We start from the raw sequence: 15,391 nt of genomic DNA on the forward strand, positions 1-15,391 counted from the left end.
GGGTAGAGTCTGCCGCGTGCTCGGCTACGACGGTCCCAAGGAAGAATGCGGCGTCTTCGGTGTGTGGGCGCCCGAGGAGGACGTCGCCCAGCTGACCTTCTTCGGCCTTTTCGCGCTCCAGCATCGCGGCCAGGAGTCCGCGGGCATCGCGGTGAGCAATCTGCAACGCATCATGGTCTACAAGGACATGGGCCTGGTCAGCCAGGTGTTCAACGAGGCCACCCTCAAGTCGCTGCCCGGCAGGTTGGCCATCGGCCACACCCGCTACTCGACGACGGGCGCCAGCGTCTGGCACAACGCCCAGCCCACCTTCCGCGCCACCCACGCCGGCGGTTTAGCGCTGGCGCACAACGGAAACCTCACCAACACCCACGAGCTCGAGGCGTGGCTGGCGGAGCTGGACCCCACGGAGCAGGTGCCCGAGAAGAAGACCATGGACTCCACCAACGACACGTCGCTGGTGACTGCGTTGATGGCCAGCTTCGGCGAGGAGCCCATCGAGTCCGTCGCCATGAAGGTGCTGCCGCGGCTCAAGGGCGCCTTCTGTCTCACCTTCATGACCGAGCGCACCCTGTTCGCCGCCAGGGATCCCCAGGGCATCCGCCCGCTGGTCATCGGCCGCCTCGCCAACGGCTGGGTGGTGGCCTCTGAGACCGCGGCCCTGGACATCGTCGGCGCCAGCTTCGTCCGCGAGGTGGAGCCCGGCGAGTTCCTCGCCATCGACGAGCGCGGCCTGCGGACCGTGCGCTTCGCCGAGGCCAAGCCGAAGGGATGCATCTTCGAATACGTCTACCTGGCCCGGCCGGACACCACCATCGCGGGTCATGGCGTGCACGCGGTGCGCGTGCGGATCGGCCAGAAGCTGGCCGAGGAGTTCCCCGTCGACGCGGACCTCGTCATCCCGGTCCCCGAATCGGGCACGCCGTCGGCCATCGGCTACGCGCAGGCCTCCGGCATCCCCTACGGCCAGGGCCTGGTGAAGAACGCCTACGTGGGTCGGACGTTCATCCAGCCGAGCCAGACCATTCGGCAGCTCGGCATCCGGCTGAAGCTCAACCCGCTGCGTGAGGTGATCGAGGGCAGGCGGCTTGTCGTCGTCGACGACTCGATCGTGCGCGGGAACACCCAGCGCGCCCTGGTGCGGATGCTGCGTGAGGCGGGCGCGCGCGAGGTACACGTGCGCATCTCGTCGCCGCCGGTGAAGTGGCCGTGCTTCTACGGCATCGACTTCGCCTCCCGGGCCGAGCTCATCGCGCCAGGGCTCACCGTCGAGGAGATCCGCCGCTCGCTCGGCGCCGATTCGCTCGGCTACATCTCCCTCGAGGGGTTGACGGAGGCCACCCAGGTGCCGGCCGACAACCTGTGCCGTGCCTGCTTCGACGGGCAGTACCCCGTCGCCATCCCGCCGGCCCAGGCCGAGCTGCTGAGACTCGAGGAGAGATAGTGTCCGAGAAGAGCGCCTACGCCGCAGCCGGCGTCGACATCGAGGCCGGGGACCGCGCCGTCGAGCTGATGAAGGCCCACGTGGGCCGCACCCGCCGGCCGGAGGTCATGGGCGGGCTCGGCGGCTTCGCCGGGTTCTTCGACGCCTCCGCCCTCAAGGGCTATCAGCATCCGGTGCTGGCCACCTCCACCGACGGCGTGGGCACCAAGGTGGCCATCGCGCAGGCCCTGGACAAGCACGACACCATCGGCTTCGACCTCCTCGGCATGCTCGTCGACGACCTCGTGGTGTGCGGCGCCGAGCCCCTCTTCGTCACCGACTACATCGCCTGCGGCCAGGTTGTCCCGGAGCGCATCGCGGCCATCGTGTCGGGCATCGCGGACGCGTGCGTGGCCTCGGGCTGCTCGCTGATCGGCGGCGAGACCGCGGAGCACCCCGGCCTCCTCGAGCCGCACGAGTACGACATCGCGGGCGCGACGACGGGCGTCGTGGAGCGGTCGAAGATCCTCGGCCACGACCGGGTGCGCACCGGGGACGCCGTCATCGCCATGGCCTCGTCCGGCCTGCACTCCAACGGGTACTCGCTGGTGCGGCACGTCCTGCTCAACCAGGCGGGCTGGGACCTCGGGCGCCACGTCGACGACCTCGGCCGGACCCTCGGCGAGGAGCTGCTGGCGCCCACGAAGATCTACGCGCTCGACGTGCTGGACCTCATCGGCAAGGTCGAGGTGCACGCCATGAGCCACATCACCGGCGGCGGGCTGGCCAACAACCTGGCGCGCGTCATCCCCAACGACATGGCCGCCGTGCTCCGCCGCTCCAGCTGGACGCCCCCGGCCATCTTCCAGCTCGTGCAGAGCGTGGGCGGGCTGAAGCAGGCCGACGTCGACGCCACCCTCAACATGGGCGTCGGCATGGTGGCCATCCTGCCCCAGGATCAGGTGGACGCGGCCCTGGCCGCGCTGGCCGCCCGCGGCGTGCACAGCTGGGTGATCGGCGAGATCCAGGCCTCCGAGGGCCCGGGCGAGGCCTTCCTCCTGTAGGACCCGGGGGCCGGCCCAGGCCGCCGGGCCTGGCTCGCTAGGGTGCGGGAAGGACCACTCCCCACAGTGAGGCAGCCATGGGCACCATCGCCGAGACGCTCGCGAGCGTCATCCCGATCGTCCTGCTCATCGGCCTCGGGATCCTGCTGCGGCAGACGCGGCTGCTCGACGACTCCGTCGTTGAGGGGCTCAAGCGGCTCATCGTCAGCGTCGTCCTGCCCGCGGTGCTGTTCCGGGCGTTCCTGTCCATGGAGTTCCGCGCCGAGTACCTGGCGATCATCGTCCTCGTGCCCTTGGCGTGCGTGGCGCTGCTCGTCGCCGGCCGGTACGCGCGGCGGGCGATGGGCGCGCCGCCGGTTGCGACGTTCCTATTCACCGGATTCGAGTTCGGCATGGTGGGGCTGGCGCTGTTCGCCGCCGCGTACGGCCTCGACGATGTGCCCACCGCGGCGGTCGTCGGCCTCGGCCACGAGTTCTTCATCTGGTTCGTCTTCGTCACCCTGTTGAAGCGGCAGAGCGACGGCGCCGTGTCCGTCTCCGAGACGCTGGGGTCCTTCGTGCGGTCCCCGGTGATCATCGCGATCGCGGCGGGTCTGCTACTCAACGAGCTCGGGGTCGCGGACGACCTGGCGGCCAACCCCTTCTCAGGCGGCGTGCTGGGCGCGCTGGGATACCTCGCCGCGGTGATCGTGCCGCTGATCCTCATCGTCGTGGGATACGGCACCCGGCTCAGCCGCACCGGGGTCAGGGAGGCGGCCCCGCTGGTCGCGGTGCGCTTCGTAGTGTGCCTGATCCTGGCCCTCGTCCTCTCCGAACTCGTCGTCGGTCGGTGGCTCGGCCTCGACCAGTACGCGCGGGCGGCGGTCTTCATGCTGTTCATCCTCCCGCCGCCCTTCATCGTGCCGATCTTCCTGCCCGCCCACAGGCGCGACGAGGTGGGCTACGCGAACAACGTGCTGAGCCTGTACACCGTCATCAGCGTGGTGACGTTCGTCGCCTACGTGTTCGCCACCGTCGGCTGACCCCGCCCCCGCGTCAGGCCCGCAGCCACACCGTCGTCTCGCCCGGGAGCTCGTCGGTGACCGGCCCGGAGGCGAGGAGGACCTCGCCCTCGGGCAGGGCGACGGGGGTCTTGCCGAAGTTGGAGACCACCTCCCATCCTCCGGGCCGACGGAAGCGCAGCACGTCGTCGCTGTCCGTCGGGATCCATTCGAGCGACTCGTCGGCCAGCAGCTCGCGCCGCAGCTCCAGGGCGCGCCGGTACAGCGACAACGTCGAGCCCGGATCCCCGGACTCCGCCTCGACGGAGTAGTGCCCGAACCACAGCGGCTGCGGCAGGTGCGAGCCCCCGTCGCCGAAGCCGAACGACGGACCCGTGCGGGTCCAGGGCAGCGGCACGCGGCAGCCGTCGCGGCCCACCTCGTTCTCCCGGTTGCGGAAGAAGGACGGGTCGGCCCGCAGCGAGTCAGGGATCTCCGCGACCTCCTGCAGGCCGAGTTCCTCACCCTGGTACAGGTAGGCCGAGCCGGGCAGCGCCAGGAGGAGGGTCGCCGCGGCGCGCGCCCGCCGCAGGCCGGTGGCGGCGTCGAGGAGCACGGGGTCGCCGCCGGCCATCAGCCAGTCGCCCCCGTGCTTGCGCAGCGGCGTCCCGTCCGGGTTGGTGCCAGGGAAGGGCGTGCCGTACCGGCTGGCCGAGCGGATGGTGTCGTGGTTGTTGAGCACCCAGGTCACCGAGGAGCCGGACACCGCCGCGACACTCAGGCACTCGTCGATGATGCGGTGGAAGGCGCCCGCGTCGTAGTCGGAGAGCTGCAGGTCGAAGAAGAACGACTGCCCGAGCGTCGCAGGGCTCGCGTAGAGCGGAACCCGCGAGGCGTGCACGGCGGCCTCGGCGACGGCGGTGCGCGGCGGGTCGTAGGAGTTGAACACCGCGCGCCACTCGGCGTAGATCTCCTGCAGCTCGTCGCGGTCCCACGTAGGGTGGCTGCCGTCCCTGGGGTGCGCCATGAGCTCCGCCTGGGTGGGCAGCGGCTCGGTCAGGTCCTTGGCGAGCATGTGGGCGGCGTCCACCCGGAAGCCGTCCACGCCGCGGTCTGCCCAGAACCGCAGGATGTCCAGGAACTCCTCCCGCACCTCGGGATCCGCCCAGTTGAGGTCCGGCTGCTCGACGGCGAAGGTGTGCAGGTACCACTGCCCGTCGGCCACCCGCTCCCAGGCGCTGCCGCCGAACAGGGAGACCCAGTCCGTGGGCGCCTCGGAGCCGTCCGGGCCGGCGCCGTCGCGGAAGATGTAGCGCTCCCGCTCCGCCGAGCCCGGGCCTGCGGCGACGGCCTGCTTGAACCAGTCGTGCAGGTTCGAGGTGTGGTTCGGCACGATGTCGATGAGGATCCGGATGCCGTGCGCGTGCAGCCCCGCGACGAGCTCGTCGAAGTCGTCGAGGGTGCCGATCCTGGGGTCCACCCCGCGGTAGTCGATGACGTCGTAGCCGCCGTCGGCCAGGTCCGAGGGGTAGAACGGGCTCAGCCACACCGCGTCGATCCCGAGGCCGTTGAGGTAGCCCAGCCGCGACGTGATGCCGCGCAGGTCCCCGATGCCGTCGCCGTTGCTGTCGGCGAAGCTGCGGGGGTAGATCTGGTAGACGGCGGCCTGCCGCCACCATGAGGCGCTCTGGTCGGAGACCAGGGTGGCCTGGTCGATGGGTTCCTGCATGGGGGAAGTTCCTTCGGCTGGGAGTGTCAGTGGGCGAGGCGGAGGATGCGGGACTCCCACGGCGCGAGCACCGAGGTGGAGTGATCGTCGTGTGTGGCCAGCACCGGCTCGGCGCCGTCGAGGCTGGGCAGGGCGTCCAGCGGCAGCTCCGCCGGCGTCGACGAGCAGTTGGCCAGCACCAGCAGCGTGGTGCCGCCCAGCGTGCGGGTGAAGGCCCAGATCTGCGGGTGCTCGGGGAGCAGCAGCTCGAAGCGGCCCTCGCGGACCACCTCGTCGTCGTGACGCAGCCGGATCAGGCGCTGGAAGTGCGCGAACACCGACCCGGGGTCGCGGCGGGCGGCCTCGGCGTTGATCTCGCGGTAGTTGGGGTTGGCCGGCAGCCAGGGCACGCCGGTGGTGAACCCGGCGTGCGGGCCGGCGTCCCACTGGACGGGGGTGCGGGCGTGGTCGCGGCTCTTCGCCGCCAGGGAGCGCAGCACGTCGGCCTCGGCGGTGCCCATGGCCGTAGCCAGGGTGTGGTGGTTGAGCGACTCGACGTCCAGGTAGTGGCCGATCTCCGTGAACGGGGAGTTGGTCATGCCGAGTTCCTCGCCCTGGTACACGTACGGGGTGCCCTTGTGCAGGTGCAGCACCGTGGCGAGCGTCTTGGCGGAGTTGACGCGGTGCTCGGGGGAGTCGTCGCCGAAGCGCGACACGGCCCGCGGCTGGTCGTGGTTGTCGAGGTACAGCGAGTTCCAGCCCGACCCCTCAAGGCCGTACTGCCACTGCGCGAGGTTGCCCTTCAATGCCGGCAGGGGCAGGTCCACGAGGTCCCACTTGCTCCCGGACCCCTGGTCGAGGCTGACGTGCTCGAACGTGAAGACCATGTTGAGCTCGTGGCGGCCCGGGTCCGTCACGCGGCGGGCCACCTCCAGGGTTGCGCCCGGCATCTCCCCGACGGTGAGCAGGTTCTGCTCGTCCAGGCCCACCTCGCGGTTCATCTCGGCCAGGAACTCGTCGAGGCGGGGACCGTTGGCGATCTGCGTGAAGTCTCCCGCGCCCGGATCGACGGGGCCGCCCGAGGTGAGGCTCGCGGGCTTCGAGATGAGGTTGATCACGTCCATGCGAAAGCCGTCGACGCCGCGGGCCACCCACCAGCGCATCATGGCGTAGACGGCCTGGCGGACCTCGGGATTCTCCCAGTTGAGGTCGGGCTGCCCGGGGCTGAACATGCTCATGTAGTACTGGCCGCTGGCGGGATCGAAGGTCCAGGCTGACGGCGCGAAGGCGGCGGCGCTGTCGTCGGGCTCGGCGCCGGGCGTGCCGGGCTCACGCCCGGGGCGGGCGGGGCGCCAGAAGTACCAGTCCCGCCTCGGGGAGGCCGGATCGCGCGACTCGACGAACCACGGGTGCTGGTCGGAGGTGTGGTTGACCACCAGGTCCATCACCAGCTTGATCCCGCGGGAGTGGGCCTGGGCGAGCAGCTCGTCGAGGTCCGCGAGCGTGCCGAAGAGCGGATCGATGTCCTGGTAGTCGGAGATGTCGTAGCCGTTGTCCACCTGCGGGGAGCGGTAGACGGGCGAGAGCCAGATGACGTCGACGCCCAGCTCGGCCAGGTGGTCGAGGCGGCTGGTGATGCCGGGGATGTCGCCGATCCCGTCGCCGTCTGAGTCCTGGAACGACCTGGGGTAGATCTGGTAGACCACGGCAGAGCGCCACCAGCCGTCCGGACGGGCGGCGAGGGCGGTCTGCTGGGCTGTCGCTGTCATGGCTTCTCCTTGGTGGGGTGGTGCGGGTGGGTTGGGGTGGGGCATGCGCTCGGCTGCTGCCCCACCCCGGGGTGGTGGGTGACTACTTGATCGCGCCCTGCGTCAGGCCGGACATCACCCAGCGCTGCGCGAACAGGTACACGACGATGGCGGGCGCCATGGCCATCAGGTACGACGCGAAGCTCACGTTGTAGCTGTTGCTGAACTGGGTCTGGAAGATGTTGTTGACCACGGGGATCGTCTGCCATTCGGGCTGGGAGATGATCAGCGAGGGCATCATGAAGTCGTTCCAGGAGCTGAGGAAGGCGAAGATGCCCACCGTCGCGGCCATGGGGGACAGGAGCGGGAAGATCAGCTTCCAGAACGTCTGCCAGGTGCTGGCGCCGTCCATCCGCATCGACTCCTCGAGCTCAAGCGGGATGGAGCGGAGGAAGGTGCTGAACAGCAGGGTGTTGAACGCCAGCCCGAACACGATGTGCAGGATGGCGACGCCCACGTAGTTGTCCAATCCGAGCAGGCCGGTGAGGCGCACCTGCGGCAGCGCGACGACGGGGAACGGGATGAACATGGCAGCCAGCAGGTAGTAGAACGAGTAGCGGAAGGGCTTGCGGTCCCAGTTGCGCACGATGGCGTAGGCAGCCATCGACGACACGAGGATGGCGCCGGCCACCGCCACCAGGGTCACGATCAGGGAGACCAGGAAGGCCCGCGGGAAGTTGGTCAGGCTCCACGCCTCGACGAATCCGCTGACGCTCCACGGGTTGGGGAGACTGAAGGCGTTGAGGTCGGTGGACTGCTGGGTGGTCTTGAAGGCCATCGAGATGGTGACGTAGAGCGGCACCAGGACGGTGAGCGAGGCAAGGATCAGCAGGACGGTGGCCGTCCAGTTGACCTTCTCCTGGCCGACGCGGCCGCGGCGCGACGTCGCCGCGGGGGCCGGCATTCCGACGGTGGCGGTGGCGAGTGGGGTGCTCATGAGCCGGACCTTCCCTGGGTGAGGCGCAGCTGCAGCAGCGCGATGACGATGGTGATGACGAAGAAGACGGCGGCGTTGGCCATCTGGTAGGCGTAGTCCCCACCACTGAAGCCGGCGAAGATGGTGAACGCGACGCTGCGGGTGGCGGTGCCCGGGCCGCCCTGGGTGAGGCCGACGATCTGGTCGTAGACCGCCAGGTAGCCCTTGAAGCCGAGGATCATGTTGATGCCCACGTAGCCGGCCACCAGCGGCAGCGTGATGTGCCACAGGTTCTTCGCCGGGGTGGCGCCGTCGATGGAGCTGGCCTCGTAGACCTCGCCGGGGACCGTCATGAGGCCCGCGATGTAGATGAGCATGGCGCTGGGCACCGAGCCCCAGGTGGTGACCAGGACGATGGCGAACCATGCCCAGTCCGGGTTGGCGAGCAGGCTCGTCGACAGGTTCTCGATCCCCAGCGCGGCGCCGAGCTGCGGCAGCGAGTTGTTGAACAGGAAGCGGAAGACAAACGAGTAGATGATGGCCGAGATCACCATGGGGATGACGAAGACGGTGCGCAGCGGGTTGGTGAACTTGATCTTCGAGGTGAGCCCCAGCGCCAGGAAGAAGGCGATGACGTTGACCAGGATCACGGTGACGGCGGCGAACAGGAGGGTGAAGCCGTAGGACGAGAGGATGTTCTCGTCGCGGAAGAGGGCCACGTAGTTACGGAAGCCGATCCACTCGAAGTCGCCGAAGCCCATCGAGTTGGTGAAGCTCATCGTGATGCCCTCGACGGCGGGGTAGGCGATCATCAGCGTGAACACGGCGACGGCGGGCACGAGGAAGAGCCAGTAGATGGGTTCGACGGGGCGCCTCTGCGCCTGCTGCTTCGCGGGCGCGCTGGCCCGGGACGGGGTTGACATGCGTGTGACTCCTTTGTCTCAGGCGCGGAAGGCGAGTCGGGCCCAGTCGCGGTCCAGCTGCGCGAGCAGCGGTTCCGGGTCGGCCCCGAGGGCGATCGACTGGAAGTAGTTGGGGGCGGGGATGTTGTTGGGGATGAACTGCGACGGGCCCATGTAGAAGCGGCCGGAGTCGTAGTACTCCTTCATCCCGAGGATGCGCGGGTCGGTGGCCGGGGCCGCGTTCTTGGTGGTGCCGAAGCCCAGGAACTCGGCGTTGTACGGGTCCTGGATCTCCGGCTTCATGAGGTGCTGCAGGAACGCCCGCGCCCCCTCCTGGCCGTCGGAGACCTCCGGAACCCACAGCGCGAGGTCGATGTTGACGCGCACCTTCAGGTCGTCGGCGCTGTCGGTGGCCGGCAGCGGGAAGGTGCCGAGATCGAGGTCGTTGCCCACCTTCTCGAACTCGCCGAAGGCCCACGGGCCCTGGAAGATCATCGCCGCGGCGCCGTTGGCGAACGCGGTGTTGCCGTCGCCGTAGCCGCGGCTGGCGGCGTCGCTGTTGATGTAGCCGGTGAGCTGGACCATCTTCTTGACCGGCTCCAACATCGTCTTCTGGAAGGAGACCTCCGAATCGGGGCCCACGTCGGCGCCGATCTCGTTCATCTTGCGGTAGAACTCCGCGATATCCACCATGCCGCCGGCGGGGTAGTCGAACCAGCCCTGCATGATGGTCCACGGGTCCATGAACGTCGCGTAGAACGGGGTGACCCCGGCGGCGGTGAGCTTCTCGCACAGGTCGATCAGCTCGTCCCAGGTGGTGGGCACCTCGACTCCGTTGTCGGCGAAGAGGCGCTTGTTGTAGATCACCGAGGCGGCCATGGCCGAGTAGGGCAGCACGCTGGTCCGTCCCGGGTACTGGGGGTAGGACTTGGACAGCTCGACGACGTCGTCGCGGATGGTGGCGGCCTCCGGCAGGTCCGAGAGGTCCGACAGTGCGCCGCGTTCCATGAATCGCGCCATCTCGAGGTTGTAGTTGAGCAGGCCGAGATCCGGTGGGTTGCTGCGCACGAAGCTCGCGGAGAGGTTGGTGGAGATGTCGTGCAGGATCCTGAACTTGTCCTGCGAGGCGCTGAAGTCGGCCGCCAGCTGGCGGAAGTAGGGCACCGCCTCCGGCTTGGACTGGTGGAACAGGATGGTCTGCTGCGAGCCGGACGAGCAGCCCGACGCCCAGGGAAGGGCGCTGGCGGCTCCCACTGCCGCCAGCCCTTTCAGGAAGGTGCGCCGGGGCGCGATGGTTGGAGTGTGAGGCACGTCGTTGTCCCTTCGTCGTTGGACGGAAACGGTTTACTTCGAGTAATATATTTAATTATCGAAGAAATCCGTACGGGTTTAGGATGCATCACGGAAGCGCACACGTCAAGGGGGTGTCGGGGAGTGGGTTCGACTGATCGCCAGGCGCGCCATCGGGCCAGCACCGCTGCGGTCCTTGAGTATGCGTGGGACGCGCAGGCGTTCGGCGCGGACCACGTGATCGACGCCCTGGGCCTGACCCGCTCGACGGCGCTGGCGGCGGTGGACACCTTGATCGACGTCGGCCTTGTCAGCGAGCTGTCCGGGCCCGCAGCCGTGCCGGGCCAGCGGATCGGTCGGCCTGCCAGGCGCTTCGAGCTGCGCGGAGATGCGGGCCTCCTCGTCGGGCTGGATGCCGGAGGCCGACGCTTCACCGCCATCCTTGCCGACCTGACGGGGAGGGTGCTGGCGCGCGAGCACCTCGAGGTGGCCAGCTTCTTCGACCTCACCGACCCTGACCCCGCGGACCGCCGCGACATGGCGTTCCGCCTGATCGACGCGGTGCTCGGCGCGGCGGGGCGCGCCCGGGAGGACGTCATCGCGGTAGGCGTGGGCGTGCCGGCGCCCGTCGACGGGCGGGGGGAGTCGCCGTCGAACCCGTCCGGGTTCTGGCGCTACATGAACGCGGACCTGCAGGAGGCGCTGAGCCAGGTGTTCCCCGCCGTGCGCGTGGAGAACGACGGCGCGCTGGCGGCGATGGCGGAGGGCGCGTTCGGAGAGGCGCGCGGCCGGGACCACTTCGTCGCCATGCTGTCCGGGCTGCGCCTCGGCTCGGGCGTGGTCCTGGAGGGCCGGCTGGTGCGGGGCGCGCACGGGGGAGTGGGCGAGCTTGAGGCCTTGACGTACGTCTCCGGGGTCGGCGGCACCTGGGGACTGGGGTATCTCGCCGAGCAGTGGCTGCGGTCCCAGGTGGGGCGCGGGCTGATCCCGGCCGAGCATCCGTGGTCCCAGCTGCCCGTCGACGCCCTCACCGCCGAGGTGGTGCTGTCCCAAGCGCGGCTCTCCGACCCGGTGTCGCGGCCGCTGCTCGAGGAGCTGGGCAGCACGCTGGGGCGGATCTGCACGGTGCTGTCGCGGTTCTACGACCCCGAGGTCGTCGTGGTGTGCGGCGCCGTCGCGGAAGCGCTGGGGGAGGTCATCGAGCTGGCGGCGGCCCATGTCGCAGACGAGGTGGAGATCCCGCCGCCGGTCATCCTGGCGTCGCGGCTGGGGGGCGACGTAGTGGCGCTCGGTGCCGTGTCCGCCGCCCGCGAGGCGGCGAGCGATATCGTCCTCCCGCTCCTGACGGGGCGCCTGGCCGGCTGAGCCGCGGGGTAATGGGGCACACGTGGGCCCCTGCACGGGCCCGATCTGACGGTCCCGTCTGCCACGGGTGCAACCCGCCAGGGATCAGGAACCCGTCACGACACCCGGCGGCGTCGGCTCGGTGGCCAGGGGGAGGGTGAGGGTGAAGGTTGAGCCGTTGCGGGGCCCCGGGCTGGTGGCGGTGAGGGTGCCGCCGTGGGCGAGGGCGAGGCTGCGTGCGATGGTCAGCCCGATCCCGGAGCCGCCCGCATCCCGGGCCCGGGCCGTGTCGGCGCGGTAGAACCGTTCGAAGACCCTGGTGAGTTGCTCGGCGGTGAGGCCGTCGCCGGTGTCGGTGACCCTGATCACCATGTCGTTCCGTGACTGGTGTGCGCTGATGTGCACCGTCCCGCCGGCGGGGGTGTGCCGCAGCGCGTTGTCGAGCAGGTTGCCCAACATCTGAGCCACCCTCTGCGCATCGGCCGACACGAGCCCGCTGTCCGAGTCCGCGGACAACCCGACTCCCTTCTCGGCGTATCGGGGCTCCACCGAGGCGACGGCTGCCTCGACGAGGTCCCGCACCGGGTGCATGTGGAGGTCGAGCGCGAACCTGCCCTCCTCTGCACGGGACACGTCGTCGAGGTCGGAGGCGATCCGCTTGAGCCGGGCGGCCTGCTGCATGAGCAGCTGTTGGCTGTCGTGGTCCCAGGGGACCACGTCGTCGACGATCGCCTCCAGCTCGGCGGTCAGCGTCGAGAGGGGGGTGCGGAGCTCGTGCGCCACGTCTGACAGGAGGCGCCTTCGGGTGGCCTCGGTGTCATGGAGCCGGCTGGCCATGTCGTTGAACGCGTCGGCAACTGTGTTGAACTCCGGGCTGGTGGTGGTCTTCTGCACGCGCGCGTTGTAGTCGCCCGCCTCGAGCAGGGCCGACGCGGCAGTCAACTGCTCAAGCGGTCGCCGCACGCGCCGGGTCTCCAGCCATGTCAGGCCGATGGCCAGGGCGAGGGCCACCGACAGGCCGATCCCCAGCGACCGGACGCCGGCGTCGAGGAAGGCTTCCTCGACGTGCTGCATCTCCGCGGTCCCGTCGGTGTGGCCGAGTTGCTGGAGATGTTCGTGGAACAGCGGCGGGCCGACGACGACGGCGACGAGGGCGGCGGTGATCACGCCGACGGTGACGACCAGTGCCTGGGTGAGGAACGTGCGTGTGCCCCAGCGCATCCGGCCCATGGAGTCGCGCAGTCGCCGTGTCACCCTGGTCCCATCCGGTAGCCCACTCCGCGGACCGTGAGGATGAATCGGGGCTCTGCGGGTGGGTCGTCGAGCTTCTTCCTGAGGTTGGCAACGTGGACGTCCACGACGTGGTCGTCGCCGACCCAGCTTGGGCCCCAGACCGCCTCGATGATCTGCCGCCTGCTCAGCGCCACGTTGGGCCGGCTCGACAGGGCGTCGAGGATGTCGAACTCGGTGCGCGTCACTCCCACCGGCCGGCCGTCGACCCACACGTCGCGGCCGTCGACGTCCACGCGCAGACCGCCGAACACGCGCGGGGCCGACGGCGGATTGCCGTGCCGGCGCGGTCGGCGGAGGACGGTGTTGACGCGGGCGACGAGCTCGCGCGGGCTGAACGGCTTGGTCAGGTAGTCGTCCGCGCCCACCGACAGTCCGATCAGCTTGTCGACCTCGTCCGCGCGTGCGGTGAGCATCAGGATGTAGCAGTCTGAGAACTGCCGGATCTGGCGGCACACCTCGATGCCGTCCATTCCAGGGAGGCTCAGGTCGAGGATGACGACATCGGGGTCCAGCTCCCGCGCCGAGCTGACCCCGTGCGGGCCCGTGTAGGCCAAGGCGGTGTCGAAACCTGCCTTGTTGAGGTAGGAGGCGACGATCCCTGCCAGTGGACGCTCATCGTCGACCACCAACACGCTCGATCTGCGCAACTCGGACATACCGACATTATCGGCGCGCCCGCGTGGGTCCCCTAAGGCCCACAGGGCGGTGAGCGTGTTCTTGGCCGAATCTTGACACGGGCTGAAGGGTTCCCTGATGGCGAGGAACGAATCTGGGAACGTGAACGAGATCAAGGCGGCCCCGCCGCTGTCCGCACCGACCGAGCCGGTGGACGTCACCCTGGTGACCACATCCGCCTGCCACTACTGCCACGACGCCCACACTCGGCTCGACGCTCTCGACCGCGCGGGCCTCCTTCGCCTCACCACGGTCCAGGCGGAGTCGCCCGAGGGTCAGGCCCTGATCGCCGAGCACCGCCCGGGCCTGTTTCCACTCACGGTGGTCGGGGGGCGCTACTTCCATGACGGGCGGATCCCGCGCGGGAAGCTCGCTCGGCTCGTCGACCACCTCGGTGCCCGCTGATGGGCGCCGACCTGCTCAGCGCCGGTGGGATCCTGGCGGCGTTCCTCGCGGGCGGTGTGGCGCTCTTCGCCCCCTGCTGCATCGTGTTCCTCGCCCCCAGCTACCTGGCCGCTGCCGCGAAGAACCGTCGCTGGAGGCTGATCCCGCTGACCTTCGTGTTCGCGGCCGGCCTCGCCCTTGTCCTGGTCCCGATCACCATGGGGGTCAGCCTGATCGCCGGCGCCATCGCCAAGTACCACGCGGTCCTCTATTGGGCCGGCGGCCTGCTGATGATCGGCCTGGGGATGGTGGCGCTGTCGGGGGCCATGTGGTCGATGCCGTCGGTCCTGCGCGCCCCCGACACCTCCCGCGGCGACACGGCCACCTTCTTCAGCCTCGGCGTGTTCTCCGGCATCGCCTCCAGCTGTTGCGCGCCCGTCCTGGCGGGGGTGATGACCCTGTCCGCGCTGTCCGGCTCGCCCGTCGGTGGCCTCGTCCTCGGCCTGGCGTACGTGTTCGGGATGGTGATACCGCTGTTCGTGATAGCCCTGCTGTGGGACAGCCGCCCCGAACGGATGCGCAGCCTCCGCGCCCGGCCCCTCCACATCAAGCTGGGCCGCCTGGCGTTGACCACCAACACCGTCAACCTGCTGGTCGCCATCGGGTTCGTGACCATGGGCATCCTGGTCATCGGGCAGGCAGGCGCGACCGAGATGACCGGTGCCGACGCACCCCTGGTCGGCGTGGGGGCATGGCTCAGCGAGGTCTTCGCCTGGCTGATCGCGATCACCGCCCCCATCCCAGAGGCCGTGCTCGGGCTGGCGTTGCTCGCCCTCGCAGCGGTGTTCGTCGTCGCCACCCTCAGAGACCGCCGTCGACACGAGCAGCCCACGGCGGCGGCCCACGACTGCTGCGACACCCAACCACCAGCGCCGGCGGACAACCCGACCGTCCCCTCCCAGGAGCCCCGATGACCCCCAGCGACACCACGACGCCGTCCCGACGCGAGCAACTACAGCAGCGCCGGCAGGCCGAGGCCCACCGCGACAAGACCCGCCGGGCATGGACCCGGATCATCGGCGGCGCGGTCACGCTCATCGTGCTCGCAGTCGTCGGCTACGGACTGTGGACCGCCGTGCCCGAGCAGGGCGACACCCAACGCCGCGCCCCCGACTTCACGCTCAGCACCACCGCAGGCACCACAGTGAACCTCAGCGACCTGCGCCCCCAACCGGTGCTCATCTACTTCAACGAGGGGGCGGGCTGCGCATCCTGCACCATGCAGATGGCCGAGATCGAGAAGAACCCCGGATTCGCCGAGGCCGGCGTCCAGGTGCTGCCGATCGTCATGAACACCGCCCAGCAGATCCTGCCGGACATGCAGCAGTTCGGCGTCACCACTCCCTACCTCCTCGACGACGGGACGGTGTCCAAGGCCTACGACGTGCTCGACAAGGGCATGCACCCCGGGCTGCCCGGACACGGGTTCGTCCTCATCGACGGCGACGGCGTCCAACGCTGGTACGGCAACTACCCCTCGATGTGGCTCGACCCGCAGGAACTGCTCGACGAGATCACGGCCCGCCTCGGCTAAGGGCAAGCGT

At 69.6% G+C, this 15,391-nt stretch carries 14 protein-coding genes; 7 read left to right on the forward strand and 7 right to left on the reverse strand.

The window, feature by feature from the left end; all coding sequences use genetic code 11:
* Positions 1–16 precede the first annotated feature (16 nt).
* The 3 genes from purF to ACZK5D_RS01435 all read left to right on the forward strand — a co-directional run bounded on the left by purF (position 17) and on the right by ACZK5D_RS01435 (position 3,509).
* Positions 17–1,444: an amidophosphoribosyltransferase gene (gene purF, locus ACZK5D_RS01425; RefSeq protein ID WP_463663997.1), complete on the forward strand. Its 1,428-nt coding sequence runs from the start codon at positions 17–19 to the stop codon at positions 1,442–1,444.
* A complete protein-coding gene (purM, locus tag ACZK5D_RS01430; RefSeq protein ID WP_463663998.1) occupies positions 1,444–2,487 on the forward strand; it encodes a phosphoribosylformylglycinamidine cyclo-ligase in 1,044 nt (347 codons plus the stop codon). Before purF ends, purM begins: the two co-directional genes overlap by 1 nt.
* Before the next feature lie 77 nt (positions 2,488–2,564).
* On the forward strand, positions 2,565–3,509 hold the full coding sequence (locus ACZK5D_RS01435; protein WP_458994634.1) for an AEC family transporter: 945 nt from the start codon (positions 2,565–2,567) through the stop codon (positions 3,507–3,509).
* Between the two features lie 13 nt (positions 3,510–3,522).
* On the opposite strand, the gene ACZK5D_RS01440 is transcribed toward ACZK5D_RS01435, so the two are convergent.
* The 5 genes from ACZK5D_RS01440 to ACZK5D_RS01460 form a co-directional block, all read right to left on the reverse strand.
* The gene (locus ACZK5D_RS01440) at positions 3,523–5,196 is read right to left on the reverse strand and encodes a glycoside hydrolase family 13 protein (RefSeq protein WP_463663999.1); all 1,674 of its coding nucleotides are present in this window, start codon (positions 5,194–5,196) and stop codon (positions 3,523–3,525) included.
* Between the two features lie 26 nt (positions 5,197–5,222).
* A complete protein-coding gene (locus ACZK5D_RS01445; protein ID WP_458994632.1) occupies positions 5,223–6,944 on the reverse strand; it encodes a glycoside hydrolase family 13 protein in 1,722 nt (573 codons plus the stop codon).
* Positions 6,945–7,026: 82 nt separating this feature from the next.
* Positions 7,027–7,920: a carbohydrate ABC transporter permease gene (locus ACZK5D_RS01450; protein WP_458994631.1), complete on the reverse strand. Its 894-nt coding sequence runs from the start codon at positions 7,918–7,920 to the stop codon at positions 7,027–7,029.
* Positions 7,917–8,822: a carbohydrate ABC transporter permease gene (locus ACZK5D_RS01455; RefSeq protein WP_458994630.1), complete on the reverse strand. Its 906-nt coding sequence runs from the start codon at positions 8,820–8,822 to the stop codon at positions 7,917–7,919. The genes ACZK5D_RS01450 and ACZK5D_RS01455 overlap by 4 nt, the downstream gene beginning before the upstream one ends.
* 18 nt (positions 8,823–8,840) lie before the next feature.
* Positions 8,841–10,112, reverse strand: coding sequence for an ABC transporter substrate-binding protein (locus ACZK5D_RS01460; RefSeq protein WP_463664000.1), 1,272 nt, complete (start codon positions 10,110–10,112; stop codon positions 8,841–8,843).
* 123 nt (positions 10,113–10,235) lie between these two features.
* On the opposite strand from ACZK5D_RS01460, the gene ACZK5D_RS01465 reads away from it, so the two are divergent.
* Positions 10,236–11,456, forward strand: coding sequence for an ROK family protein (locus ACZK5D_RS01465; protein WP_458994628.1), 1,221 nt, complete (start codon positions 10,236–10,238; stop codon positions 11,454–11,456).
* Between the two features lie 84 nt (positions 11,457–11,540).
* Here the strand turns inward: ACZK5D_RS01465 and ACZK5D_RS01470 are convergent, their stop codons facing one another.
* Positions 11,541–12,689 (reverse strand): sensor histidine kinase, encoded by a 1,149-nt coding sequence (locus ACZK5D_RS01470; RefSeq protein WP_458994627.1) that lies wholly within the window; start codon positions 12,687–12,689, stop codon positions 11,541–11,543.
* Entirely contained in the window at positions 12,686–13,384 is a 699-nt protein-coding gene (locus tag ACZK5D_RS01475) for a response regulator (protein WP_463664001.1), read from the reverse strand. The genes ACZK5D_RS01470 and ACZK5D_RS01475 overlap by 4 nt, the downstream gene beginning before the upstream one ends.
* Before the next feature lie 97 nt (positions 13,385–13,481).
* Here ACZK5D_RS01475 and ACZK5D_RS01480 point away from each other — a divergent pair, with 97 nt between their 5' ends.
* The 3 genes from ACZK5D_RS01480 to ACZK5D_RS01490 are packed head-to-tail and all read left to right on the forward strand — an operon-like array spanning position 13,482 to position 15,381.
* A complete protein-coding gene (locus tag ACZK5D_RS01480; protein WP_458994625.1) occupies positions 13,482–13,808 on the forward strand; it encodes a thioredoxin domain-containing protein in 327 nt (108 codons plus the stop codon).
* Positions 13,808–14,761: a cytochrome c biogenesis CcdA family protein gene (locus ACZK5D_RS01485; protein ID WP_458994624.1), complete on the forward strand. Its 954-nt coding sequence runs from the start codon at positions 13,808–13,810 to the stop codon at positions 14,759–14,761. The genes ACZK5D_RS01480 and ACZK5D_RS01485 overlap by 1 nt, the downstream gene beginning before the upstream one ends.
* The gene (locus ACZK5D_RS01490; RefSeq protein ID WP_463664002.1) at positions 14,758–15,381 is read left to right on the forward strand and encodes a peroxiredoxin family protein; all 624 of its coding nucleotides are present in this window, start codon (positions 14,758–14,760) and stop codon (positions 15,379–15,381) included. The genes ACZK5D_RS01485 and ACZK5D_RS01490 overlap by 4 nt, the downstream gene beginning before the upstream one ends.
* The last annotated feature ends 10 nt before the right edge of the window (positions 15,382–15,391 follow it).

The organism is Tessaracoccus yangjingae, assembly GCF_055326235.1.